Annotated in this window: 26 protein-coding genes; 15 read left to right on the top strand and 11 right to left on the bottom strand. The window is 69.1% G+C overall.

Features of this window, described 5'->3' with window-relative positions; translation table 11 throughout:
- Window positions 1-5 precede the first annotated feature (5 nt).
- The 6 genes from KME78_RS39125 (at window position 6) to KME78_RS67475 (ending at window position 4,652) form a co-directional block, all read left to right on the top strand.
- Entirely contained in the window at window positions 6-500 is a 495-nt protein-coding gene (locus KME78_RS39125) for a cupin domain-containing protein (protein WP_219534513.1), read from the top strand.
- A gap of 25 nt (window positions 501-525) precedes the next feature.
- Window positions 526-957 (top strand): DUF2871 domain-containing protein, encoded by a 432-nt coding sequence (locus KME78_RS39120; protein WP_219534512.1) that lies wholly within the window; start codon window positions 526-528, stop codon window positions 955-957.
- 260 nt (window positions 958-1,217) lie between these two features.
- Complete coding sequence (locus KME78_RS66535) at window positions 1,218-1,340, top strand: hypothetical protein (protein ID WP_281428978.1); 123 nt, start codon at window positions 1,218-1,220, stop codon at window positions 1,338-1,340.
- A 43-nt stretch (window positions 1,341-1,383) separates the two neighbouring features.
- A complete protein-coding gene (locus KME78_RS39115) occupies window positions 1,384-1,950 on the top strand; it encodes a PadR family transcriptional regulator (RefSeq protein WP_219534511.1) in 567 nt (188 codons plus the stop codon).
- Window positions 1,947-3,404: an MFS transporter gene (locus tag KME78_RS39110; RefSeq protein ID WP_281428977.1), complete on the top strand. Its 1,458-nt coding sequence runs from the start codon at window positions 1,947-1,949 to the stop codon at window positions 3,402-3,404. The genes KME78_RS39115 and KME78_RS39110 overlap by 4 nt, the downstream gene beginning before the upstream one ends.
- A gap of 51 nt (window positions 3,405-3,455) precedes the next feature.
- Window positions 3,456-4,652, top strand: a complete 1,197-nt coding sequence (locus KME78_RS67475) for a cytochrome P450 (protein ID WP_219534509.1) — start codon at window positions 3,456-3,458, stop codon at window positions 4,650-4,652.
- Between the two features lie 3 nt (window positions 4,653-4,655).
- Here the strand turns inward: KME78_RS67475 and KME78_RS39100 are convergent, their stop codons facing one another.
- On the bottom strand, window positions 4,656-5,510 hold the full coding sequence (locus KME78_RS39100; protein WP_219534508.1) for a hypothetical protein: 855 nt from the start codon (window positions 5,508-5,510) through the stop codon (window positions 4,656-4,658).
- 62 nt (window positions 5,511-5,572) lie between these two features.
- Between KME78_RS39100 and KME78_RS39095 the strand changes: the two genes are divergently transcribed.
- Window positions 5,573-6,700: an SEL1-like repeat protein gene (locus KME78_RS39095; RefSeq protein ID WP_219534507.1), complete on the top strand. Its 1,128-nt coding sequence runs from the start codon at window positions 5,573-5,575 to the stop codon at window positions 6,698-6,700.
- Window positions 6,701-6,706: 6 nt separating this feature from the next.
- Here the strand turns inward: KME78_RS39095 and KME78_RS39090 are convergent, their stop codons facing one another.
- Complete coding sequence (locus KME78_RS39090) at window positions 6,707-7,162, bottom strand: NUDIX hydrolase (protein ID WP_219534506.1); 456 nt, start codon at window positions 7,160-7,162, stop codon at window positions 6,707-6,709.
- A 76-nt stretch (window positions 7,163-7,238) separates the two neighbouring features.
- On the opposite strand from KME78_RS39090, the gene KME78_RS39085 reads away from it, so the two are divergent.
- The gene (locus tag KME78_RS39085) at window positions 7,239-8,030 is read left to right on the top strand and encodes an SDR family NAD(P)-dependent oxidoreductase (protein WP_219534505.1); all 792 of its coding nucleotides are present in this window, start codon (window positions 7,239-7,241) and stop codon (window positions 8,028-8,030) included.
- Between the two features lie 4 nt (window positions 8,031-8,034).
- Here the strand turns inward: KME78_RS39085 and KME78_RS39080 are convergent, their stop codons facing one another.
- Window positions 8,035-8,883, bottom strand: coding sequence for an HTD2 family dehydratase (locus KME78_RS39080; protein ID WP_219534504.1), 849 nt, complete (start codon window positions 8,881-8,883; stop codon window positions 8,035-8,037).
- Window positions 8,880-10,070: a CoA transferase gene (locus tag KME78_RS39075; RefSeq protein ID WP_219534503.1), complete on the bottom strand. Its 1,191-nt coding sequence runs from the start codon at window positions 10,068-10,070 to the stop codon at window positions 8,880-8,882. Before KME78_RS39075 ends, KME78_RS39080 begins: the two co-directional genes overlap by 4 nt.
- Window positions 10,071-10,166: 96 nt before the next feature.
- Between KME78_RS39075 and KME78_RS39070 the strand changes: the two genes are divergently transcribed.
- Window positions 10,167-11,273: a hypothetical protein gene (locus KME78_RS39070; protein ID WP_219534502.1), complete on the top strand. Its 1,107-nt coding sequence runs from the start codon at window positions 10,167-10,169 to the stop codon at window positions 11,271-11,273.
- A 7-nt stretch (window positions 11,274-11,280) separates the two neighbouring features.
- On the opposite strand, the gene KME78_RS39065 is transcribed toward KME78_RS39070, so the two are convergent.
- Window positions 11,281-11,619 carry a winged helix-turn-helix transcriptional regulator gene (locus tag KME78_RS39065; protein WP_219534501.1) on the bottom strand — a complete coding sequence of 113 codons (339 nt, stop codon included), beginning with the start codon at window positions 11,617-11,619 and terminating at the stop codon, window positions 11,281-11,283.
- 89 nt (window positions 11,620-11,708) lie between these two features.
- Between KME78_RS39065 and KME78_RS39060 the strand changes: the two genes are divergently transcribed.
- Window positions 11,709-12,284, top strand: coding sequence for an NADPH-dependent FMN reductase (locus tag KME78_RS39060; protein WP_219534500.1), 576 nt, complete (start codon window positions 11,709-11,711; stop codon window positions 12,282-12,284).
- A 98-nt stretch (window positions 12,285-12,382) separates the two neighbouring features.
- Here KME78_RS39060 and KME78_RS39055 read toward each other — a convergent pair whose 3' ends face one another.
- Window positions 12,383-12,625 (bottom strand): hypothetical protein, encoded by a 243-nt coding sequence (locus tag KME78_RS39055; RefSeq protein ID WP_219534499.1) that lies wholly within the window; start codon window positions 12,623-12,625, stop codon window positions 12,383-12,385.
- Between the two features lie 70 nt (window positions 12,626-12,695).
- Window positions 12,696-13,205 (bottom strand): VOC family protein, encoded by a 510-nt coding sequence (locus KME78_RS39050; protein ID WP_219534498.1) that lies wholly within the window; start codon window positions 13,203-13,205, stop codon window positions 12,696-12,698.
- Between the two features lie 61 nt (window positions 13,206-13,266).
- On the opposite strand from KME78_RS39050, the gene KME78_RS39045 reads away from it, so the two are divergent.
- From KME78_RS39045 to KME78_RS39025, 5 genes are all read left to right on the top strand, one after another.
- A complete protein-coding gene (locus KME78_RS39045; protein ID WP_219534497.1) occupies window positions 13,267-13,716 on the top strand; it encodes a MarR family winged helix-turn-helix transcriptional regulator in 450 nt (149 codons plus the stop codon).
- A 59-nt stretch (window positions 13,717-13,775) separates the two neighbouring features.
- Window positions 13,776-13,964 (top strand): hypothetical protein, encoded by a 189-nt coding sequence (locus KME78_RS39040; protein ID WP_219534496.1) that lies wholly within the window; start codon window positions 13,776-13,778, stop codon window positions 13,962-13,964.
- 214 nt (window positions 13,965-14,178) lie between these two features.
- Complete coding sequence (locus KME78_RS39035; RefSeq protein ID WP_219534495.1) at window positions 14,179-14,853, top strand: DUF998 domain-containing protein; 675 nt, start codon at window positions 14,179-14,181, stop codon at window positions 14,851-14,853.
- Between the two features lie 57 nt (window positions 14,854-14,910).
- The gene (locus KME78_RS39030; protein WP_219534494.1) at window positions 14,911-17,106 is read left to right on the top strand and encodes a sensor histidine kinase; all 2,196 of its coding nucleotides are present in this window, start codon (window positions 14,911-14,913) and stop codon (window positions 17,104-17,106) included.
- Complete coding sequence (locus KME78_RS39025; RefSeq protein WP_219534493.1) at window positions 17,103-17,483, top strand: DUF742 domain-containing protein; 381 nt, start codon at window positions 17,103-17,105, stop codon at window positions 17,481-17,483. Before KME78_RS39030 ends, KME78_RS39025 begins: the two co-directional genes overlap by 4 nt.
- Window positions 17,484-17,489: 6 nt before the next feature.
- Here the strand turns inward: KME78_RS39025 and KME78_RS39020 are convergent, their stop codons facing one another.
- From KME78_RS39020 to KME78_RS39005, 4 genes are read right to left on the bottom strand one after another with little or no spacing between them, the layout of a single operon-like run.
- Window positions 17,490-18,062: a GTP-binding protein gene (locus KME78_RS39020; protein WP_219534492.1), complete on the bottom strand. Its 573-nt coding sequence runs from the start codon at window positions 18,060-18,062 to the stop codon at window positions 17,490-17,492.
- Entirely contained in the window at window positions 18,043-18,408 is a 366-nt protein-coding gene (locus tag KME78_RS39015; RefSeq protein WP_219534491.1) for a DUF742 domain-containing protein, read from the bottom strand. Before KME78_RS39015 ends, KME78_RS39020 begins: the two co-directional genes overlap by 20 nt.
- Window positions 18,405-18,812: a roadblock/LC7 domain-containing protein gene (locus tag KME78_RS39010; protein WP_219534490.1), complete on the bottom strand. Its 408-nt coding sequence runs from the start codon at window positions 18,810-18,812 to the stop codon at window positions 18,405-18,407. Before KME78_RS39010 ends, KME78_RS39015 begins: the two co-directional genes overlap by 4 nt.
- Window positions 18,809-20,950 (bottom strand): sensor histidine kinase, encoded by a 2,142-nt coding sequence (locus KME78_RS39005; RefSeq protein WP_246652838.1) that lies wholly within the window; start codon window positions 20,948-20,950, stop codon window positions 18,809-18,811. The genes KME78_RS39010 and KME78_RS39005 overlap by 4 nt, the downstream gene beginning before the upstream one ends.
- Window positions 20,951-21,064 lie beyond the last annotated feature (114 nt).

Genomic DNA, 21,064 nt, shown 5'->3' with positions numbered 1-21,064 from the left:
CTGAGATGTCGCTGATCATGCCGGACTTCGACAAGTCCGTCATCGTCCGCTCCGCGGAGGCCGAAGTGATCGGCCAGGCCCCCACCACCATCCGGCTGCTGGCCGACAGCAGCTCGACCGGCGGCGCGCTCTCCACCCAGCGGGTCACGCTCGTGAACGGCGCGGACGGCGCCAAACCGCACCACCACGCCGGCTCCGCCGAACTGTTCTACGTGCTGGACGGCACCGCCCAACTGCTCTCCGGCGAGCAGGTCGTCACTGCCGAGCGCGGCGACCTCGTGGTCGTGCCGCCCGGTCTCGCACACGCCTTCGCCGCCGCACCGGGGGAGGACGCCGACATCCTCATCGTGATCACCCCGGGCGTCGAACGGTTCGAGTATTTCCGCCACCTGGAGCGCATCGCCTACGGCAAGGTGCCGCCGGAGAGCCTGCTCGAGGTGCAGGAGCTCTATGACACCTACTTCCTCAACAGTGCGACCTGGAACGACGCCAGGTCCTGATCACCTCCCCCAAAGGTTGCAAATCATGAAAAAGCTCTATAACGCGGCACACATCTACATGATCCTCGGCGTGATCAGCGGTCTGTACTATCGCGAGCTCACCAAGTTGAACGACTTCACGGGCGACAGCCAGCTCGGAGTCGTGCACACGCACCTGCTGGCGCTCGGCATGCTCTTCTTCCTTGTCGTGCTGGCGTTGGAGAAGCTGTTCACCTTGTCGGCCAGCAGGCTCTTCAACTGGTCCTTCTGGGTTTACAACGCGGGTCTCGGGTTGACCGTCCTCATGATGCTCATCCACGGCACCCAGACGGTCCTCGGCGCCGAGACCAGTGCGGCGATCTCCGGCATCGCCGGACTGGGGCACATCGTGCTGACCGTGGGCTTGGTCCTCTTCTTCATCAACCTCGGCAAGCGGATCCCCGCCAAGAACGACGCGATCCACGACGGGCCTGAATGAACAGGCCGGTCGCCCGCAGCTTGATCGGCGATCTGCGAGATCGTATCCCGGGGGCTACGCCGTGGTGGCGCGGTTGCGTCGACGAACTTCGTCAAGGCCGCCAGCATCGAAAGCCCCGCGAGGAGGCCCGTGTTGAGCACGATCGCACCCAGCCGGGTGTAGCGGGCGCGTTCTTCCGGGAAGTGGTCGAGCACCTCCTCGTCCACGTCGGCGAGGGTGCGCAGCCACCGCCAGACGCGCTTCTCACGTGACGCGGACCGGTGGGCGCCTCGCGCGCCGCCATCGCGGCTTTCGTGCTGTTCGAGGTGATGGTGCTGAAGATCGGGACGTTGACCGGCGGCACCCGCGAGGCGATGCGCGACAGGCACACCAACATGGAGTGAGAGGTGGTTTGCGGAGGTCTACTACTCATGCAAGAGTAGTCGCGTGTCTTCCATTCGGATCTTCATTCTTGGGGCGCTGACTCAACGCGGCCCCATGCACGGACACCAACTGCGGCTCCTCGCCGAGGAGGAGCACATCGACCTGTGGACGGACATCACCGTCGGCGGGCTGTACGGCGCGATCAAGCGCCTCGCGGCCGAGGGACTGATCGAGGAGCTACGGGTCGAGCGGAAGGGGGCATACCCGCAGCGTCAGGTCTGGGGGATCACCCAGAACGGTTCGAGGACTCTCTCGACCCTTCGGATGAACGCGTTGCGCGAGATCGTCGTCAAACCCGACCCGTTCGACCTGGCCTTGACCCGGCTCGATCCGGATCGCCTGGAGGATCTGCCCGTCGTGATCGCGGCGCGGATCGGCTCTCTGGAGGCGAGGCTCGCCGACCATGAAGCGCACGCTCAGGCGATCGCTTCCCATCTGACATTCGCCGAAAAGCTGTCGATGAAGCACGGGTCCTACCGATTGCGAGCGGAGATCGCCTGGCATCAGGAGCTGGCGTCTCTCCTTCCTGAGTTGATCGCCGATGAGCAGGCCCGGAAAGGGACATCATGAATCAGCAGAGTGCGCCGGCTGCGCCACCGGCAACCGTTTCCCGCGCCACTTGGTTCGCCTTGGTGATCCTCTTGGCGGGCGTGTTCATGGCGCTCCTGGACACCACCATCGTCAACGTCTCCATCCCGACGATCCGCACCAGCCTCGGCGCCTCGGAATCGACGTTGTCGTGGGTGATCTCCGGCTATGCGCTCGCGTACGGCCTGGCGCTCATCCCCGCCGGCCGGGTCGGCGATCGGTACGGCCATAAATGGGTTTTTATCGCAGGGCTGGCCTTGTTCACCGTCGCGAGCCTGGCCTGTGGCCTGGCGCAGAACGACGTGCAGCTCATCGCTCTCCGCGTCGTCCAGGGCCTTGCCGGAGGCATCTTCTTCACGCCCGTCACAGCCCTCATCCAGCTGATGTTCCCGGGGCGGCTGCGCGGCAAGGCGTTCGCGATCATGGGGGCGACGATCGGGTTCTCCACCGCCCTCGGCCCTCTCACCGGCGGCCTCATCATCGAGGCGTTCGGAGCCGATGACGGGTGGCGTTGGGTGTTCGAGGTCAATCTTCCGATCGGTGTCGTCGCCGTCGCCGCCGCCTTCTGGCTGCTGCCTTCGCGGGCCGAGGGAAGCCGGGACGCGGGGGCCGACTGGATCGGACTTGTGCTCATCGCCGGCGGCCTCGTCGCCCTGCTGGTGCCGCTCATCCAAGGCCAGGACCAGGGCTGGCCGGAGTGGACCTATCTCTCGATGGCCGGCGGTGTCGCGCTGATCGTCGGGTTCGCGTTCTGGGAGCGCCGGGTCGCCCGCCTCGGAGGCAGGCCCCTCGTCCCGCCGCACCTGTTCGTACATGCCTCCTTCACCGGCGGGGTCGTCCTGGCCTTCGTCTACTTCGCGGCGTTCACCAGCATCTTCTTCAGCGTCGCCCTGCTCTGGCAGGCAGGACTCGGCGCGTCCGCCCTGCAGTCGGGCCTCGTCGTGCTGCCCTTCGCCGTCGGGAGCATCATCGGTGCCTCCCAGAGCGACCAGCTTGCCAGCCGATTCGGCCGTACCGTTCTCCTCGTCGGCCTCGGACTCGTCGCCGTCGGCATCATCGCCATCTGGCTCGTCCTGGTGACCGTCGCTCCCACCAGCCTCCACGGGTGGTACCTGACGATCCCGCTCCTCCTCGGCGGCGTCGGCAGCGGAATGTTCATCGCGCCCAATGCCGACTTCATCGTCGCGACCGTGGATCGGGCCGAAGCGGGAGCCGCGAGCGGGGTTATCGGCACCGTCCAGCGGATCGGTAGCGCGGTCGGCATCGCGGTGACCGGCAGCGTCCTGTTCGGAAACCTCGACTTCACCACCCGCGGTCCCGATGCCGCCGCCATCGCCTTCTCCCACGGCGCCACCTACGCCATGGGAGTCAGCGCCGGCTTCGCGGTCCTCGCCTTCGCACTCGGGTTCACGTTGCCCAAGAGGGCTGTCGCATGACGCTGCTGTTTGGACCTGTTCGGGAGGTATCTCACCGGCGATCATAGGCACGTGAACCCACAGGCCTTTTATCGCGATCCGTACCCTCTTTATGCCGAGGCTCGCCGGACTCGTGGGCTTACCTTCGTCCCCGAGCTGGACGCCTGGCTGGTGAGCAGGCGCGAAGACGTACGCGAGGTGCTGAGCAAGCCCGAGCAGTTCTCCTCGGCCGGTGCGCTGCGGCCCGACTACCTGCCCAGCAAGGCCGCGCTCTCGGAACTGGTCAAGGGGCTCGGCGGAATGCAGGCGGTGCTCGGCGCCGACGGTGACGCGCACCGGCGCCTGCGCCGTCCCCTCATCAGAGGACTGTCCCCGGCCAGGGTCGCCGCCGCGCTCCCGTTCGTCACCGAACGGGCCGAAGCGCTCATCGGCTCCTTCGCCGGGGACGGCCAGGTCGAGTGGATGGACGCGTACGCCAGGCCGCTGCCCGCCGACGTGATCGGCCACCTGCTCGGCCTGGACCCCGCCGACGTCCCCGGCGCGATCCGGGGCGGGCAGCAAGCGGAGAGCCTGGTGTTCACCGAGCTGACGGAGGCGGGGCAGGTCGAGGCGGCGAAAGAGATCGTGGCCCTGCAGCACCTGCTCGACGGCTACGTCCGCGCGCGCAGGAAGGATCCGCGTGACGACCTGGTCACGGAGATGGTCCGCGGCCTGGCACCCGGATCCGAGGACCTCACGCTCGACCAGCGCAGAGAGATCGTGTCCAACGTCCAGAACCTGCTCCTGGCCGGCCACCTGACCACGACCGCCCTGCTCGGCACGGTCATGCTGCACCTGCTACGCGACCCCCGCCAGTGGGCGCTGCTGTGCGAGCAGCCGCGGCTCATCCCCGCGGCCATCGAGGAGGCGGCCCGGTTCGAGGCGCCGATCCAGGGCTTCCGGCGTACGGTCACCACCGACGTGACACTGAGCGAGACCGAGCTGCACCCGAACGACGTGGTCTTCATCTCCTTCGCCTCGGCCGGCCGGGACGCGGACGCCAGCGCGCGTCCGGACGAGTTCGACATCAGCCGCCCCGCCTACCGCCACCTGTCCTTCGGCCACGGCCCGCACGGCTGCCCGGGCTCGCACCTCGCCAAGGAGCAGGTGCGGATAACCCTGGAAATCCTGATCCGCGAACTCCCCGGCCTGCGCCTGGCCCGCACCGACGTGACCATGGCCCCCACCCTCATCCACTACTCTCCCGAGGCACTCTTCCTCGCCTGGTGAGCCTTACCCGAGTGCGGCCAGTTCCTCCGCGGTGATGGGGCGGAACGTCGGCAGTATGGCGAGCAAGGCCGACTCGGGTGTGTCATTGGCGGCCACCTGCACCAAGGCGTCGCCATGCCTGGCGAACAGGAGGGTGGACTCGTTCTCCAGGCGCGTCCTCCAGACGCCGGGTGATATCTCCTTACATGGCGTGACCGTCTTCCAGCCAGAGTTCGGAATCGGATTCGCGCATGCGGCCTTCGGGGTGGCGTCCGTGGCCCGCCGGATATAGGCCGCGATCGCCGGGCCGTCGTTGTCCGCGGCCGTCGGATAGTAAGTGAGGCTGACCATCTCGGGCAGGCTCCACTCATCCACGGAAGCGAGCCGATAGTTCGGGATGACGGGCGCGACCAGCGGCACCCCAGAGTTCTTGAAGTCTCTCGTCCGTTCCGATGCGCTTATCGCCCCGGCCACTAGTGGCGCGGCCCAGCAGGCGAGAACGAGCGTGCCGGCTATGGCGGCACCCACCGCCCAACTTTCCAGGGCGCACAGCCATGCCGTGAGGAGAAACCCGATCATGGCAGGGACGGCGAAGGTGAGCAGGCGAAACAGGTTCCCCTCGGGTATCCCCCAGCTGAATGGGAGCTCGATCATGGTGAGGCCGTACATGGTGAACGGCGCGAGCACTCCCACGAGGGGCCAGTACGGCAGTTTGGTCGCCCAGCCGAGCAGTAGTCCGAGCGGGAAAGGGGAAAGCGCCATCGCCACGAAACCGGCGAAGTCATCGGCTGGCTCGTGCGGCCAATAGTCCCCGACGAGATTAACCGACACGCCGATCGTGGCCCCGACCAGGGCGGCCTTGCATAATGTCCGCCGCATCTCATGATTCTTTCGGCTGGACCGTGGCGACTGTCAAGCGTTCGGACGACCATGATGGATCTATGGAGTCAGCCGACGAAGAGACGTTGCACGCACGAGCCGAAGCCGGCGACCCGGGGGCGATGATCGGTCTGTGGCTCGCCTTGCGGCACGGGCCGCGGGCCGAGGAGGGTGACGCGTGGGTGCGGCGGGCGGTGGCGGCGGGTTCCACCGAGGCCATGCGCAGGCTCGGCGCGTGGCGTGGCCGCCAGGATCCGGCCGAACAGGAGCAGCTCTACCTGCGTGCCGCCGAGGCGGGGGACCGTACGGCGGTTTCGCTGCTCGCGCGCCTCTACGACGAGCAGCGGCGGCGGCCCGAGGCGGAGATCTGGCTGCGCCGCGCCACCGAAGACGGGTTCGACTGGTCGCTGAGTCCGAGGCTCGTCCTCCTGCTGGCGATGCGCGGCGCCGACGACGAAGCGTTGGAGCTCTGTCTGCTGTCCGATGACCCGGGCGGTGAGGTCTACCAGCTCGCCGAATCGCTGGCGGAGGAGGAGGGGCCGCAGGAGGTGGCCGATCGCTGGATGCGGGACGCGTACGATCTCGGCTCCGCATTGGCGGCGGTGCACTACGCCGAGCGGCAGGAGCGCGAGGGCGACCTGGCGGGCGCGGAGCGGCTCTACCGTGAGGCCGGATCCGACCGGGCACTGGCCGACTTCCTTGAGCGGCGGGGCCGCGTGGCCGAAGCCCGGTCGGTGCTGGAGGGGAACGGGGACAGCGAGCGGCTCGCGGCGTTCCTCGAACGCCACGGCGATTCCGGCGAGGCGGCCGCGCTGCGGGACAGGATCCGGCGGGCCAGACCGGTTGTCCCCGAAGCGGGGGAGTGGGTGACGGTCGTCACCACTGTCGTGACGGCGTCCGCGCTGGTCCCGTTCGTGGAGGCGCTGATCGGCCGCATGGCCGAGGACACCTACGACGGGGTCCGCGGCAAGCTGCGCAAGCTCGCGCGCCGGCTCGGCAGGGGGCGCGAACCCGCCGAGAGTACGTTGATCGTGGTCAGCGATCCCCAATCCCACCTGCGCCTGCACATGCGTACCGACGCGACGGACGAGGCGCTGGCCGCGCTGCGCGACGTCGATCTCAGCGGCCCGCGCGGCGCGCTCCGGTGGAATCCGGAGACGCACAAGTGGGAGCACCGGAACGGCCGCTGAAGCCGCCTATGTCTGGGCGATGCGTCCCGTCGGGGGCGTGTCGCGGTGGAGTTCCAGGGCGGCGTCGATCAGGTCGACCCGGGGCAGGCCGGCTACCGCGTCCAGGTCGAACCAGGCGGCCTGGTCCGTCGTCCCGCCGACCTCGTGGCGCAGCTCACCGCTGACGATCCGCGCCGCGTACACGATCCGCAGCGATTGGAAGTCGATGCGGCCCTCGGGCCCGGTCAGTGAACGCCGCCGCGAATCGATCCCCAGGAGCCGCTCGGCGACCACCTCGTAGCCGGTCTCCTCCCGTACCTCCCGCACCATCGCGTCAAGAGGGTCCTCGCCGTGCTCCAATCCGCCGCCGGGCATGGTCCATCCCCACTCCGCGCCATCAGCGGAGATCCACCGCGCCAGCAGGACCTGACCGTTCCGTATGCACACCCCGTACGCGGCGACCCGCCGTGTTTGTGGCGTCATGCCGAACCCCTCCTGTGTCGCACCGGGAGAAAGATCCATGGTGCCCGATGATGGAGGGGGCATGTGAGGAGGATTCGTGGAACTCGGGTTGAGGGACAAGGTCGCCGTCATCACCGGTGGCAGCTCCGGGATCGGCCTGGCCGTGGCGCGGGGGCTCGCCGCCGAGGGCGCGCATCTCGTGCTCGCGGCCCGTGCCGCCGACCGGCTGGAGGAGGAGGCACGCGGCATCGTCGAAGCCCACGGTGTACGGGTGCTGCCCGTCGCGTGCGACGTGGCGACGGCGGAAGGCACCACGGCGCTGATCGTGGCGGCTGAGGAGGGCTTCGGGGGCGCGGACATCCTGATCAACAACGCCGGAGCCGGGTCCAACGAGACCATTCTCGAGGCCCCGGACGAGAAGTGGCAGGCGTACTGGGACCTGCACGTCATGGCGGCGGTCCGGCTGGCCCGCGGGCTCGTGCCCGGCATGCGGCGGCGCGGTGGCGGGGTCATCCTGCACAACGCGTCGATCTGCGCCGTACAGCCGCTCTGGTACGAGCCGATCTACAACGTGACCAAGGCCGCGTTGATGATGTTCTCCAAGACGCTCTCGACGGAGGTCATCGACCACAACATCCGGGTGAACTGCGTCAACCCCGGCCTCGTCCTCACTCCCGACTGGGTGAAGACCGCCAAGCAGCTGACCGCCGACAGCGGCGGCGACTGGCAGGGGCACCTCGACGAGGTCGCGCGGGAGCACGCGCCGATCAAGCGGTTCGCCACTCCGGAGGAGGTCGCGGACTTCGTCGTCTTCCTGTGCTCGGACCGGGCCGGTTATTCGGTGGGCAGCACGTACTTCGTCGATGGCGGGTGGCTCAAAACGGTGTGAAGGGTCAGGTGAAGTGTGCCTCGGCTCTCAGCCGGCCGTCCGCGTCCTGGACGGTCAGTTGTCCCGACTCCGGCGAGCCGGTGATGACGATCGGCTCGCCCGCGAAGACGGGGCGGCGCAGGCGGTACGTCAGACCGGTGACTCGGCGGCCCGGGGCGTACCGGCGGGGCAGCTCGGCCATGAGGACGGCGAGCAGCGGGCCGTGTACGACAAGGCCGGGGTAGTGCTCGACGTCCGTGCAGTAGGGCAGGTCGTAGTGGATGCGGTGGGCGTTGGCGGTGAGCGCGCTGAAGCGGAACAGCAGCGGCGGAGTGGCGGTCACCGAAAGCCGCCACCCGGCATTGTCATCAGCACCGGCGACCGCCGCCGACGACGACGGGGCGGCAGCGGCAGCGGCGGCCCCCTGCGATGGAGGGTCTGAGCGGTAGACCAGGTCCTGTTCGTCGACCAGTCGCAGCTCCCCACCCTGCCGGTACTCGTAGCGCACCGTCACGAACAACATCTCCCCCGACCGCCCCTCCTTCGGCGTGACGGCCGTCAGCTCAGCGGTCCGTACGGCGGGCCGCCCCATCTCCAGCCCCCGCCGCGCCCGCATCCGCCCACCCGCGAACATCCGCCGCCGATGCGGAATCGGCGGCAGGAAGTGCCCCTCGGCCGGATGCCCGTCGATGCCCAGCCGAGCCTGCGCGGGCCACTCCAGGAAGTACAGCCACTGCCACGGCAACGGCAGCGGCTCACCGGAAGGCGGCGCGTCGAGCACCGCGGCCAGAGCCGCCGCCGGGCCGGGCGAGATGACGTCTTCGCTGGTCACGATGCCAGGCCGCCAGTCGCGTAGGTAATCCGAGAGCGTCATTCCCCCACCACCCCTTGAGCGCGCAGCCGGGCCACCTCGGTCGTGGACATCGACAGCAGTTCGCCGAGCACCTCGTCCGTATGCTGCCCCAACTCGGGCGCGGGACGCGGCGGGAGCTGATGCCCGCCGAAGACCAGGGGCGGTCCGGGCGCGAGGTGCGGCCCGATGCCGGGCTGGGCGAGCTCGCCCATCAGCGGGCTGTCGCGCAGCGTGCCGTCCTGGACCAGCTCGCCGAAGTCCCGGTATTCGGCCCACAGCACGGACCCCAGAGCCCCGTCGAGCGAGGCGACGGTACGCCCGGCGAACCATGGCGACAGCACGCCGCCCAGCGTCTCCCGGTAGGTGTACCGGTCGGCTTCGCGCAGGAAGTCGGCGCCCAGGGCGCGTTCCAGCGCGGCCATCACCTCCGCCAGGCCGCTCGCCGCCACCAGGTCGCGCCAGTGTCTCGTGGTGAGGACCAGCACCATGACCCGCCGCCCGTCGGCGGTGGCGAAGTCGCGGCCGAAGTCGCCGAAGACGTGGTTGCCCAGTCGCGGGCGAGGGGTGGCGCAGAGCTGGGCCTCGGCCAGGTAGCCGAGGTTGCCCGCGGTGGCCAGCGCCACGTCGTGCAGCGCCACCTCCAGCCGCTGCCCGTGGCCGGTGACCAGGCGGTGCCGTTCGGCGGCGAGCAGCCCGACGGCGAGGTAGAGCCCGCAGGCGACGTCCCACGCCGGCAGCGCGTGGTTGACCGGCCCGTCGTGGTCCTCAGGGCCGGTGATGGCGGGGAAGCCCAGGGAGGCGTTGACCGTGTAGTCCACGGCGGTGCGGCCGTCGCGGTGGCCGAGCAGCCGGGCGTACACGAGGTCGGGTCGCCGCTCGCGCAGGTCGTCGTAGGTCAGGCCGGGGCGCGGCGCGGCGTTGGTGAGCACGATGCCGGCGGTCGTGATCAACGCGGCGACGAGTTCGCGGCCGGCGGGGGAGCGGAGGTCGGCGGTGACGGATCGCTTGCCCTTGTTCAGGCCGGCCCAGTAGAGGCTGCGGCCGGACGGGGCCAGCGGCCAGCGGCCCAGGTCGGGGCCGCCGCCGAGCTGATCGACCCGGATCACGTCGGCACCGAGCTGGGCCAGGGTCATCCCGCCGAGCGGCGAGGCGATGTAGCTCGACAGCTCGATGACCCGCAGACCCGCCAGGGGCGCCGCATCGTTCACAGAAGGCAGGTTAGTGGCAGGTGGTGGCCCCAAGTCGCGGAAGAGCCGTCTCGACCATGGCAGGGACGGTTAGTGTCTGTTCGGACACAAGGAGTGATGATGACCATGCTTGCGCGCGCCGTTGAGCTCAAGGCCGAGCTGATCCACTTTGCCACCTCCGGCCGGTTCGGGCGCGAGCTGGGCGCGGTGCTCGACCGGTTCTACGCCGACGGCCCGCCCGCCGACGAGGCCGCGGCCTTCCTGCCGATCGACTACTTCGCCCACCAGCACCCGCTGACCGGCGGTGACACGGTCATCGACCGGTTCCTGCGCGAGCGGCCCGACCTGTCAAGGTCCGACGTCGAGCTGCTGTCGAGATGGAAGGACGTGGTCGAGGGTGTGTACGAGGTGCGGGTGGTCGACGGGGCGACCGTGCTGCTGTTCAACCTCGTGGACGAACTGGCCTACCGGGCCTTCTCCAATCTGGGCGAGGCGGCGTTCGGAGAGCTGCGGCCCGGCATGTACGTCGTGGGCAGGCTGGTGCCGCTCGGGCTCGACTGGCTGATCAGCGGCACCCCGGCGGTGCACCTGGCCGCCGCGCGCGAGACGCTCCTGTCGACGGCCGCGCACATCGCGCTGGAGCATCCCGGCTGGGTGTTCCGCAACCCGGTGCTGCTGACCCAGGCCAGGGAGCTGCAGCGCGAGCAGCGCCAGTGCTTCATCGGCCACTTCGGGAGCGACCTGGTCGTGCTGCGGGGCGCCGAGCTGGCCGACCGCATGCGCGGCTACCTGGCCTACCAGTCGGGCCGGCTGGGCGGCGCCCCACCGGCCGGGCAGGACCTGCCCGAGCAGATGACCGGGGCCGAGACGGTGGCGCTGATCTTCGACGAGGTGGCCGGGCTCGGCTGCTACGCCGACTTCGGCATGCTGGAGGAGGTCTTCCTGGACCCCGGCCTGATCGCCAAGCGGTCCTATCGCGAGCTGGTCAGCGCCTATCTCCGGGGCGACGACGTTTCGCCGGTGCCGATCCGGCGGCTGGCCGAACGCGATCCCGAGAAGGCCGGAGCGGTCTTCGCCGGGCTGCTGAACAAGCGCGGCTTCCAGTGGGAACGCAGCGGCGAACTGCTGCTCCGCACCCACAAGCCCGCGCATTTCACCGCCCGGCCGCTGCCCACGGTCATTCCGGTCACCGGGGCCGTCGCCGAGCATCTGGGCGCCGCCTGACGAAGGCTCAGGAGGCCTCGGCCTTGTCCTCCGGGAGCGGGATCCACTTGTGCGCCCAGACGACCAGCTCGTCCAGGACGGGGCGCAGCTCCTCGCCCATCTCCGTCAGGTGGTATTCGACCCTGACCGGCGACGTGTCGAGCACCCGCCGCTCGATGAGCCCGGCCGCCTCCAGCTCCCGCAGGCGCCGGGCGAGCATCGTGTCGTTCAGTCCGGGGATGGCCGCTTTGAGCTCGGCGTAGCGGTGCTTGCCTTTGAAGATCATGTGCAGCAGGGCGCCCGACCACCGCGCCCCGATCAGCTCCAGGGCGATGTGAAACCGGGTGCATACCGAGTGGAGGCTCACACGGCAGATCATACCGCTCAACTTGCTAAGGAATGTGTAGTTACTCAATAATGTTGAGTTGCTAGACCTTCGAGACCGAGGAGCAGGACATGTCCAAGCCCGTACTGCAAGTGATCATCGCCAGCACCCGCCCAGGCCGCGCCGGCCGGGCGATCGGTGAGTGGTTCTACGAGCGGGCCGTGGCCGGGGGTGACTTCGACGTCGAGCTGGTCGACCTGGCCGAGGTCGGCCTGCCGTTGCTGGACGAGCCGAACCACCCCAGGCTCAAGCAGTACGAGCACGCGCACACCAAGGAGTGGAGCGCCATCGTGGAGCGCGGCGACGCCTATGTCTTCGTGACGCCCGAGTACAACCACAGCTTCAACGCCGTGCTCAAGAACGCCCTCGACTACCTGCACCAGGAGTGGCAGCACAAGGCGGCGGGCTTCGTGAGCTATGGCGGTCTGTCCGGCGGCACCCGCGCGGTCAACGGCCTGCGCCAGGTGGTCAGCTCGCTGAAGATGATCCCGGTGGTCGAGGCCGTCAACCTGGCGTTCTACCCGCAGTTCGTCGAGAACGGCACGGTCAAGCCCAACGACGTGATGACCGGCGCCGCCGACGCCATGCTGGCCGAGCTCGCCAAGCTCACCGGAGCCCTGCGCCCCATGCGCCTCGCGGCCGCCTGACCCGCCCTAACTCGCCGGACCCGCCTAACTCGCCTGGCCCGTCCGACGAGGGAGCCGAGCGGTGGGTAAAGCCCGCCGGGCCGGTGCGGGAGTCATCGTCAGCTCTCCTCGTCGTCGTCGTCGATCAGGTGGTCGAGCGCGCGGGTCACGGCGTCGCCCAGCGGGCGGAACGCCTGGGTAAGCGCGTTCGCCAGCGGACCGAAGATCTCGGTCACCTCGTGGAGCAGATCTTCGGTCTTGCTCTCGGGCGGCGCCCAGCGCATCGCGTCGGCACTCAGCGTCTCCCATTCGTCGACGACGCCGTCGATGGCGTCGAGAACATGGTCAGGATCGCTCGGCATGGCCCTTCTCCAAGGCGCGGGAGTGGGATAAGGCCACGGTACATCCAGCCAGAAATGCGACGCCAGACAGTCAGGCGGGGATGGAGACGCCCACCCCGCCGCGCGTCTGCCCGCCGTACCTCTCCTTGTCGGCCGCGATGTCGAGCGGCCGGATGCCGGTGCGCGCGGCGAGCACCTCCTCGGTGAGGAGCGCGGCGGGCACCAGCCACGAGACCTCGAACTCCAGCCCGTCGGGGTCGTGCGCGTACAGCGCCTTGGTCGTGGCGTGGTCGGAGGCCCCCACCAGCGCGCCGAGCTCGCTCAGCTTGGCCGCGATGCGCTCCAGCTCGTCGAGCGTGTCGACCTCCCAGGCCAGGTGGTAGAGGCCGACGGCGGACCGGCCGGCCGTGGACGGGCCCGCCTGCGCGCCGATCTGGAACAGTCCCAGGTCGTGGTCGTTGGACGAGCCGGGGGCCTGCAGGAAGGCGGCGCCGGGCATGCCCATGACGGTCTCGAAGCCGAGTGCCTCCCGGTAGAAGGTGACGCTGCGTTCGACGTCGCGTACGTACAGGACCGCGTGGTTGAGCCGTTGGACCGGCATGGTGAACCCCTTTCGGCGGTGGCTACCGATAAGTATATGAGAGTTCAAGTAAAATGGCCGCATGACCCGATGGCTGGACGACGACGAGCAGCGCACCTGGCGTGACTTCCTGGCCGCGACCCAGTTGGTGAACGAGGCGCTCGACCGCCAGCTCCAGCGTGACGCGGGCATGCCGCACACGTACTACATGATCTTGGTAGCTCTGTCAGAGGCGCCCGAGCGCTCGATGCGGATGAGCGAGCTGGCCACCAGGGCGCAGAGCTCGCAGAGCCGGCTCTCGCACGCGGTCGCCCGGCTGGAGGAGCGCGGCTGGGTGCGGCGCCGGCGCTGCGACTCCGACCGCCGGGGCAACTACGCCGTGCTCACCCCTGAGGGGTTCGCCGCGCTGGCCGCCGCCGCGCCCGGCCACGTGGAGGAGGTACGACGGAGCCTGTTCGACGTCCTCACCCCCGAGCAGCTGGGACATCTCACCGAGATCTGCGCCACGCTCCGGAACACGCTGGAGCAGTAGCGCGAAACTGTCTCCGAGACGCCGTACCGTTCTCCCGGACCTCGAACAAGGGAGAGCGGATGCACGACACGGATGAGGCACTCTTCAGGGCTGTCCACGGAATCGCCGGCCGCCTGGCCGGCCAGCCAGTGCCAGTGGTGATGGACGCTTTGATGCGCCAGTTGCCCAAGGCCCCCGGCCTCGACCTGGCCGAACTCCGCAGAATCGCCGAGGAGATCAGCGTAGGCAGAGACCCTTCGGGCTTGTGAACCGAAGAACCCGGCCAACAAGACGCACGTAACGGCGCTCGGCCGGTGAGGCGGAGGACCGTGCCCCTGGAAGGCCACCGACCCCGGTCGGCGGATGGGCCCTCCCGTGCCTGCCGTAACAAAAAGGACCCTTAAAAACCCCGAGATCACCTCAGGGTCGGGTCAGGGGCGGCGCCGGATGTGGGGCAAGCGCGGTGGGCGGGAAAGTAGGGACATGACCGCAAAGAGGCTCTATCCCATCATCGCCTGCGGGTCGATCGTGTTCGCGGTGGTCGGGATCGTGGTCGGGCAGCTGGTGCCCGACCCGGACCTGAACCCCCTCAACGTGACCGTCAGCGAATACGCCGTGTCCGACCGCGGGGGCGTCACGGAAGCGGCGATGGTGGTGCTGGGCCTCGGTTCGCTCATTCTGCTGAAGGCGCTGAAAGCGGCGCACGCACCGGTGCGGGGGCTACCGGAGCGGCTGCTGCAGGTGTGGTCGGGGGCGCTGATCGTCGCCGCGGTCATCCCGACCACGCCGATCGGCCACGACCTGACCCTGACCGCGCAGATCCACCGCTACGTGTCGGTGGCCGCGTTCGTCAGCCTGCCCGCCGCGGCGGCCCTGCTGGTGCCCCGGCTGGCCGCCCACGAAGCGTGGCAGCCGGTCGCGCGGACCGTCGAGTGGCTGGCCCTGGCGGGCGGGCTCGGGGTGCTGGCGATCACCTATGTGGCCCTGCCCGGCGAGCGGGTGATGATCGGGCTGGTGGAGCGGTTACTGCTGGGCGCGGAGGTGGCGGTGCTCGCGGTGCTCGCGGCGTGGTTGGTGCGGCTCGCGTGGGGCCGAGCAATTGCCGAGCAACCTGTGAATTTCCGGACATATCCGAAGTTTGTGGCTAGTCGATCTTAAAAACCGCCGCAATTGGTGCTATTGTCTCCCGCGATCTTCTATCCGGGAGCGGGCGTCATGGCATCTGGCAGATCCATCAGATTCAAGATCTCGACGCTGCTGGTTCTCCCACTGGTATCCCTGGTCGGACTCTGGGGCTTCGCCGCGAGCACCACCTCCGGTGAGGCTCTGAACCTCCTGAAGGTCGACACGATCTGGAACGGCGTCATCAATCACGCCGACTTCCTGGTCTACACCCTCGAGCAGGAGCGCCTCGCCTCCGCCGAGGTGATCTCCGGCAACGTCACCGACCCGGCCGCGCTGAGCACCACGCGCGCCAAGGTCGACGAGGTCAAGAAGCGGCTCAGCGACAACGGACTGACGGAGAAGACGCAGGCCGCCCTCACCCCTGAGATGCAGGGGCGGCTGAAGGAGGTCTTCGCGACCGTCGAGCGCCTGCCCGAGATCAGGAAGCAGGTCGACAACCGCAGGCTGAGCCCCGGTGGGCTGGTCACCGAGTACTCGTCGATCTCCGACTCGATCCACCGCATGTATCCGTCGCTGACCCTCGCCACCGACGTCCGGCTGGCTCAGCAGGCGCAGGGCCTGATCGCCGCCAGTGAGGTACGCGAGCTGCTGGACCGCGAGCGCGCGTTGATCGTCGCGGCGAACGGCAAGCCGTCCATGGCCGACATGCACATGCTCGCCAGGATCGACGGCACGCGGACCTACCTGTTCCCCAAGGCGATGGCCAACCTCGACACCGAGCTGCGCGTCCCGTTCGAGAAGCTCAGCAACTCCGTGCGCTGGGCCGCGATGGAGCGCACGCTGGACGGCTACGTCTCGGGCCGGCCGGTCGATCCGGCGGTCTGGCGCGGCATGGCGGACCCCGTGCTGAAGGACTACACGCAGGTCATCTGGGACAACGGGGACCGGTTCCTGGCCCGGATGGAGCCGGCGGGCATCAGCATCATCGTGCAGGCCGGCGTGGCGGGCGTCCTCGGCCTCATCGCGGTCGCCTTCTCCATCTTCATCTCGGTCCGGGTGGGCCGGCGGATCAGCCGTGAGCTGGCGGCGCTCCGCCGTACGGCCCTCGACCTGGCCGAGATCAGGCTGCCCGGCGTCGTGACGAAGCTGCGGCAGGGGCAGAGCGTCGACATCCAGGCCGAAGTGCCGCCCATCAAGATGTGCGACGGCGCGACGAGCGAGATCGACGACCTCGCGAACGCGTTCGACAGCGTCCAGTACACCGCCGTGGACGCGGCCGTCGAGCAGGCCAAGTTGCGCCAGGGCGTCTCCGAGGCGCTGCGTAACCTGGCCCGGCGCAGCCAGTCGCTGCTGCAACGCCAGCTCAAGCTGCTGGACGAGATGCAGCGCGAGACCGAGGACCCCGAGGCGCTGTCGCGGCTGTTCAAGATCGACCACCTGACGACCCGCATGCGCCGCCACGCCGAGGGCCTGGTGCTCCTCTCCGGCGGCTCGGCCGGACGCAGGTGGCGCGGCGTCATCCCGGTCGAGGACGTGCTGAGCGGCGCCGCCGCGCAGGTCGAGGAGTACACCCGGGTCCGCGTCTACCCGATGCCGGAGTGCGGGGTCTCCGGCGCGGCCGTGGCCGACCTCATGCACCTGTTCGCGGAGCTGATCGAGAACGCCGCCGCCTTCTCCTCGCCGGGCAACGAGGTCTCGGTCCGCGGCGAGCTGGTCGGCAGGGGCTTCGCCGTCGAGGTCGAGGACCGCGGCCTGGGCATGCCCGCCGAAGCCCGGCAGGCGGTCAACGAGCAACTGGCGAGCCCGCCCGAGTTCGAGGCGTCGCACACCGAGCGGCTCGGCTTCGCGGTGGTCGGCATGCTGGCCGCCAGACACGGCATCACGGTCACGCTCAAGCCCTCCCCCTACGGCGGAACCACCGCGATCGTCCTGGTGCCCACAGGGCTGATTCAGGCCCTCCCGACGCCGGTGCGGACACCCGAGCTGGAGTCGGTGTCCGTCTCCGTGGTCAGGACGCCCGAGGACACGACGGCCCCCGGCCAGCTCCCGCGCCGGCAGCGGACGACCAAGCCGGGCCCTGAGCGCTCCCAGGAATCGCAGCTGCCCCGCCGGGTACGGCAGGCCAACCTGTCGCAGCGGCTCAAGGAGGCGCCCCCTGAGCAGGCGGAAGTACGCTCGTCCGCGGGCCGCTCGCCGGAGGAGGCCAGAGCCTTGCTCTCCTCACTCCAGTCCGGCTGGCAGCGCGGGCGGCAGGACAGCGATCAGGATGGGGGATCCCAATCGTGACCCGTGAGCCCGACGAGTGGGTTGACGAGGAGGCCGGACCTGTCGTGCGGCCGTACGCGGTGACCAGGGGGCGCACCAAGCCCTCCTCGCCCGCGGAACTCGACCTGCTGGCGACCGTGATGGCGACCGGTCAGCCGCCGCCGGCCAAGGCGGATCTGAGCGCCCGGCACCGCCGCTTGGTCGACTGCGTCACCGGGCAGACCAGGCCGGTCGCCGAGATCGCCGCCGAGCTGGACCTGCCCGTGGGGGTGGCCAGGGTCCTGCTCGGAGATCTGCTCGACTACGGCCTGGTGTCGGTCCGTCCGCCGCTCTCCAAGGCCACGACCCCTACGGAGAGCCTGCTCAGGGAAGTGATCGACGGTCTGCGGGCGCTCTAGCCGCTGCTAGTTCGCCGACGTCAGCGTCCGCAGCGAGTGCTCGACCAGCGTGACCATGACCTCCTTGGCCGAGGTGCGCCGCCGTACGTCACAGAGCAGCACGGGCACGTCCTCGTCCAGGTCGAGCGCGATCCGCACGTCGTCCACGCTGTGCCGGTCGGCGCCGTCGAAGCAGTTGACGGCCACCACGAACGGGGTGCCGCGCTGCTCGAAGTAGTCGACGGACGGGAAGCAGTCGGTCAGCCGGCGGGTGTCGGCGATCACGACGGCCCCGAGCGCGCCGTAGGACAGCTCGTCCCACATGAACCAGAACCGTTCCTGACCGGGGGTGCCGAACAGGTACACGACCAGCCCCTCGCGGATCGTGATGCGGCCGAAGTCCATCGCGACGGTGGTGGTGGTCTTGGCCTCCACACCGTCGAGATCGTCGACGCCGACACCGCGATCGGAGAGCACCTCCTCCGTGCGTAGCGGCCTGATCTCACTGATCGATCCGACCAGCGTGGTCTTGCCCACGCCGAACCCCCCGGCGATGAGAATCTTCAGCGCGACGGGGTCCTCAGAGAGCACGGAGTCCATTGATCACTTCCTTGAGAATGCGCTCATTCGGGCGCGGGCCTGTCTCTGAGGGCGACGTCACCGAGATGAGGCCGTGGTCACGCAGGTCGCCGAGCAGTACTCGGACGACGCCTACGGGCAGGTCGAGTTCGACGGCCACGTCGGCCACCGAGATCGGGTTACGTGCGGCCCGCAGGATGAGTTGTTGCTCGGGTTCGAGGTCGTGGTGCGCCGGGTCGCCGACGACCGAGACACTCGCGATGAGGTCGAACACCTCTCCGGAGGTTCTGGTGCGCCCGCGTATGAGGGCGTAGGGCCGGACGATCGGCCCCGCGTCCTCGTCAAGCCACCGCGGGGGTTCCTTCATGACGATGTCGCCCTGGGGTTGGTGGATATGTGCTGGCCCACCCGCTTGACGAGCATCGCCATCTCGTACGCGATGTGCCCGACGTCCACGTTGGCGTCGGCCAGCACGGCCAGACAGGTGCCCTGCCCGGCCGCCGTCACGAAGAGGAACGCCGACTCCATCTCGACGATGGTCTGGCGGACGTCGCCACCGCCGAAATGCCGTCCCGTGCCGCGGGCCAGGCTCTGGAACCCGGCGGCCACGGCCGACATATGCTCCGCGTCCTCGCGGGTCAGCCCTTTGGAGTAGCCGACCGCCAGGCCGTCGGTCGACAGGATGACCGCCTGCCTGACGGCTGCGACCCTGGTCGTCAGGTCGTCAAGGAGCCAGTTCAGCTCACCGGTGTTGGTCGTCGGCACACTCATGCCTCCCCCTCTTCATTCGCTTCTTCTCGGGCGCGTTGGGTTCCCCGCTGGAAGGCGGAGAACAGGTCCCGTACCTCATCGGGAGAGCGTTCTGTCTTCTCTTCCGGATCCGGCTCCGGCGGCTCGTCCGCCTTGAGCTGGGGTGCCAGGTTGGCCTGTTTCACTCGCCTTGGCAGCCCGGCGTGCGTGCCGTTCACCACTGCGAGCGCCTTCTTCTTCGTACGGCTGGGCAGCGCGGGCGTCTCATCGCTGCCTGCCGTCAGTGCGGCCTGGTCGTTGACCAGGCTCCGCGGCACCAGCACGATCGCGGTGGTGCCACCGAACGGCGAACGGCGCATCAGCACCTGGATGCCATGCCGTTCGGCCAGCCTGGCCACCACGAACAGGCCCAGCCTGTCGCTGTCGGCCAGGTCGAACTCCGGCGGGTTGGCCAGCAGCGCGTTGAACGCGGCGTACTCGCCGGCCGACAGCCCGAGGCCCCGGTCCTCCACCTCGATCGCGTAGCCGTTGCTCACCAGGTCGCCGCGGACCACCACGGTGGTGGTGGGCGGCGAGTAGATGGTGGCGTTCTCGACCAGCTCGGCGACCAGGTGGGTGAGGTCGGCGGCGGTGGCGCCGTCGAGCGCGCTGCCGGGCATGGTCTCGACGGTGACCCTGGTGTAGTCCTCGACCTCGGCGATGGCCGCCCTGACGATGTCGACCACGGGCACCGGCTTGCGCCAGGCTCGGCCGGGGGCGGCGCCGGACAGGATGATCAGGCTCTCCGCGTGGCGCCGCATGCGCGTCGTCAGGTGGTCGAGGCGGAAGAGCTCCTCCAGGCGGTCCGGGTCGTGCGTACGGCGCTGCATGCCGTCGAGCAGCGCCAGCTGGCGGTGCAGCAGGCCCTGCTTGCGCCTGGCCAGGTTGAGGAACACCTGGCCGATGCCGCGCCGCATCGCGGCCTGGCTCACGGCGGCCCGTACGGCGGTGCGCTGCACGGAGCCGAACGCCTTGGCCACGTCCACGATCTCGGCGGCACCGCTGACCTTGAGCGGTTTGGCCTCCTCCTTGACGTTCACCTCTTCGCCCCGGCTCAACCGGTCGACGAGGCCGGGCAGCCGCTCGTCGGACAGCTCCACGGCCGCGGACCTGAGCGCGGCCAGCTCGCCGGCGAGGCGGCGGCCGAAGCGTACGGAGATGATGATGGAGGCGAGCACGGCGATCAGCCCGAGACCGCCCGCGCTGCCGATCTTCACCATGGTCGCGCCGGCCGCGTCGAGCGCGCGCCCGCTCAGCACCTCGGAGGACGACACGCCCAGCCGGTCGAGCTGCACCGTGAGCCGGTCCACGGTCGCGTTCCAAGCCGCGGCGTCGGCGGGCGGGGCGCCGGTCGCGATGATGCGCGTCTCCATCGCCGTGAAGTCCCTGAACGCCTCGCCGGCGAAGATCTGCTCGTACGGCTTGCGGAGCGCCGTGTCGAGCCCGGCCTGGCCACGGGCGGCGAGGAACTTGCGGGTCGCGACGTATTCGGTGAACTCGGTGAGCTCCGGCTCGGTCACCCGGTGGTCGATGAGCGCGCCGCTGACGAGCGCGTGCTCCCTGGCGATGATCTCCCGGGCGTTGCCCATGGCCTGCAGCGACGACGCCTGCTGGAAGATCTGCAGATCGGGCAGCGAGATGAGGTGGTCATAGAGCCGGAAGATGGCGTCGAGGACCCGGTTGTACTCGTTGAGGCTCGTCAGCCGGGAGCTGTTGCCGCCGTCGATGTCGGCGCGGATGGAGCCGAGCCGGTTGAGCTCGCCGTTGAGGGTGTCGAGGGAGCCGCGCAGGTCGGGCAGGATCGCGTCGCCCGCCTCGACAGCGGACTTCTGGAAGCGGGCGACGGACTTGTCGGTGCCGGCGCGCTGCGCTCCGAGCTCTTGGGTGAGTTGACGGGTGGTGACCGCCACGGCCGATTGGGCCCGCTCGGCTTGGAGCTGTAAGCCCAGGTCGGTGGAGGTGACACCAATAGTCTGATAAAGCGTGTTGGCTCTTAGGAGGGCTTGACCGTCACCCACGGTGAGATTGAGGGCAAAGCCCCAGAGCGCACTCAGAGACAGGAGGGGTAGCAACAGTAATAAGAAGATCTTGAACCGAATTGACCGGTTTTGCGAGCCCATGTCCCAACCTCGGAGTCGAGGGGCATTTCCACACTCTGTGTAAACACACCTCCGGAAGATCGCACAGGAGACTAGCACCGATTATGCTTCCGGCGCAGGGGGAGGAACGCGTTG

Origin of the sequence: Nonomuraea guangzhouensis, assembly GCF_019396345.1 — a bacterium.
GTDB lineage: Bacteria > Actinomycetota > Actinomycetes > Streptosporangiales > Streptosporangiaceae > Nonomuraea > Nonomuraea guangzhouensis.
Note: the sequence above shows the minus strand (reverse complement) of the source record. Positions and strands in the feature narration are given on the sequence as shown.

What these genes read in the sequence shown, in the direction of transcription:
- KME78_RS39020 (WP_219534492.1), bottom strand. Translation starts at nt 18,062, where the DNA reads ATGGACTCCGTGCTCTCTGAGGACCCCGTCGCGCTGAAGATTCTCATC.
- KME78_RS39060 (WP_219534500.1), top strand. Translation starts at nt 11,709, where the DNA reads ATGTCCAAGCCCGTACTGCAAGTGATCATCGCCAGCACCCGCCCAGGC.
- KME78_RS39070 (WP_219534502.1), top strand. Translation starts at nt 10,167, where the DNA reads ATGATGACCATGCTTGCGCGCGCCGTTGAGCTCAAGGCCGAGCTGATC.
- KME78_RS39100 (WP_219534508.1), bottom strand. Translation starts at nt 5,510, where the DNA reads ATGCGGCGGACATTATGCAAGGCCGCCCTGGTCGGGGCCACGATCGGC.
- KME78_RS39030 (WP_219534494.1), top strand. Translation starts at nt 14,911, where the DNA reads ATGGCATCTGGCAGATCCATCAGATTCAAGATCTCGACGCTGCTGGTT.
- KME78_RS39050 (WP_219534498.1), bottom strand. Translation starts at nt 13,205, where the DNA reads ATGCCGGTCCAACGGCTCAACCACGCGGTCCTGTACGTACGCGACGTC.
- KME78_RS39125 (WP_219534513.1), top strand. Translation starts at nt 6, where the DNA reads ATGTCGCTGATCATGCCGGACTTCGACAAGTCCGTCATCGTCCGCTCC.
- KME78_RS39005 (WP_246652838.1), bottom strand. Translation starts at nt 20,950, where the DNA reads ATGGGCTCGCAAAACCGGTCAATTCGGTTCAAGATCTTCTTATTACTG.
- KME78_RS39055 (WP_219534499.1), bottom strand. Translation starts at nt 12,625, where the DNA reads ATGCCGAGCGATCCTGACCATGTTCTCGACGCCATCGACGGCGTCGTC.
- KME78_RS39110 (WP_281428977.1), top strand. Translation starts at nt 1,947, where the DNA reads ATGAATCAGCAGAGTGCGCCGGCTGCGCCACCGGCAACCGTTTCCCGC.
- KME78_RS39040 (WP_219534496.1), top strand. Translation starts at nt 13,776, where the DNA reads ATGCACGACACGGATGAGGCACTCTTCAGGGCTGTCCACGGAATCGCC.
- KME78_RS39035 (WP_219534495.1), top strand. Translation starts at nt 14,179, where the DNA reads ATGACCGCAAAGAGGCTCTATCCCATCATCGCCTGCGGGTCGATCGTG.
- KME78_RS39095 (WP_219534507.1), top strand. Translation starts at nt 5,573, where the DNA reads ATGGAGTCAGCCGACGAAGAGACGTTGCACGCACGAGCCGAAGCCGGC.
- KME78_RS39090 (WP_219534506.1), bottom strand. Translation starts at nt 7,162, where the DNA reads ATGACGCCACAAACACGGCGGGTCGCCGCGTACGGGGTGTGCATACGG.
- KME78_RS39010 (WP_219534490.1), bottom strand. Translation starts at nt 18,812, where the DNA reads ATGAGTGTGCCGACGACCAACACCGGTGAGCTGAACTGGCTCCTTGAC.
- KME78_RS39080 (WP_219534504.1), bottom strand. Translation starts at nt 8,883, where the DNA reads ATGACGCTCTCGGATTACCTACGCGACTGGCGGCCTGGCATCGTGACC.
- KME78_RS39120 (WP_219534512.1), top strand. Translation starts at nt 526, where the DNA reads ATGAAAAAGCTCTATAACGCGGCACACATCTACATGATCCTCGGCGTG.
- KME78_RS39045 (WP_219534497.1), top strand. Translation starts at nt 13,267, where the DNA reads ATGACCCGATGGCTGGACGACGACGAGCAGCGCACCTGGCGTGACTTC.
- KME78_RS39015 (WP_219534491.1), bottom strand. Translation starts at nt 18,408, where the DNA reads ATGAAGGAACCCCCGCGGTGGCTTGACGAGGACGCGGGGCCGATCGTC.